Raw genomic sequence first — 641 nt, 5'->3', positions numbered from 1 at the left:
CCGGCGCGTCCGGTGATCCGGTGGTGATCGTGGGTATGGCGTGCCGTTTTCCGGGTGGGGTGACGGATCCGGAGGGGTTGTGGCGGTTGCTGGCCGAGGGCGGGGACGCGGTGGGCCCGTTCCCGGCCGGTCGAGGCTGGGATCTGACTTCCCTCTACGACCCGGAGGGCAGCCGTCCGGGAACCACCATGGTCGACGTGGGTGGGTTTGTGGATGGTGTGGATCTTTTCGATGCGGGTTTTTTCGGGATGAGTCCGCGGGAGGCGTTGGCGGCGGATCCGCAGCAGCGGTTGCTGTTGGAGGTGTCGTGGGAGGCGTTGGAGCGGGCGGGTGTCGCGCCGGGTGGGTTGCGGGGCAGTCGGACGGGGGTGTTCGCGGGGACGAACGGTCAGGACTATGCGGGGGTGTTGCTGGCCTCGGGTGAGGATTTCGAGGGGCATGTGGGGACGGGCAACGCGGCGTCGGTGTTGTCGGGGCGGGTGTCGTATGTGCTGGGCCTGGAGGGGCCTGCGGTGACGGTGGATACGGCGTGTTCGTCGTCGTTGGTGGCGTTGCATCTGGCGGTGCAGGCGTTGCGGTCGGGGGAGTGTGATCTGGCGCTTGCCGGTGGTGTGACGGTGATGTCGACGCCGGGTGCGTTC

1 protein-coding gene is annotated in these 641 nt (G+C 68.5%); it reads left to right on the top strand.

Annotated features, from left to right (window positions below; all coding sequences use genetic code 11):
* On the top strand, positions 1 to 641 hold a 641-nt coding region (locus AQJ66_RS35040; RefSeq protein ID WP_167359211.1), incomplete at both ends, for a beta-ketoacyl synthase N-terminal-like domain-containing protein.

The sequence above is a fragment of the Streptomyces bungoensis genome, assembly GCF_001514215.1.
In the GTDB taxonomy this organism is placed as follows: Bacteria; Actinomycetota; Actinomycetes; order Streptomycetales; family Streptomycetaceae; genus Streptomyces; species Streptomyces bungoensis.
The sequence above is the reverse complement of the archived record's forward strand: the minus strand, read 5'-3'. Positions and strand labels throughout refer to the sequence as shown.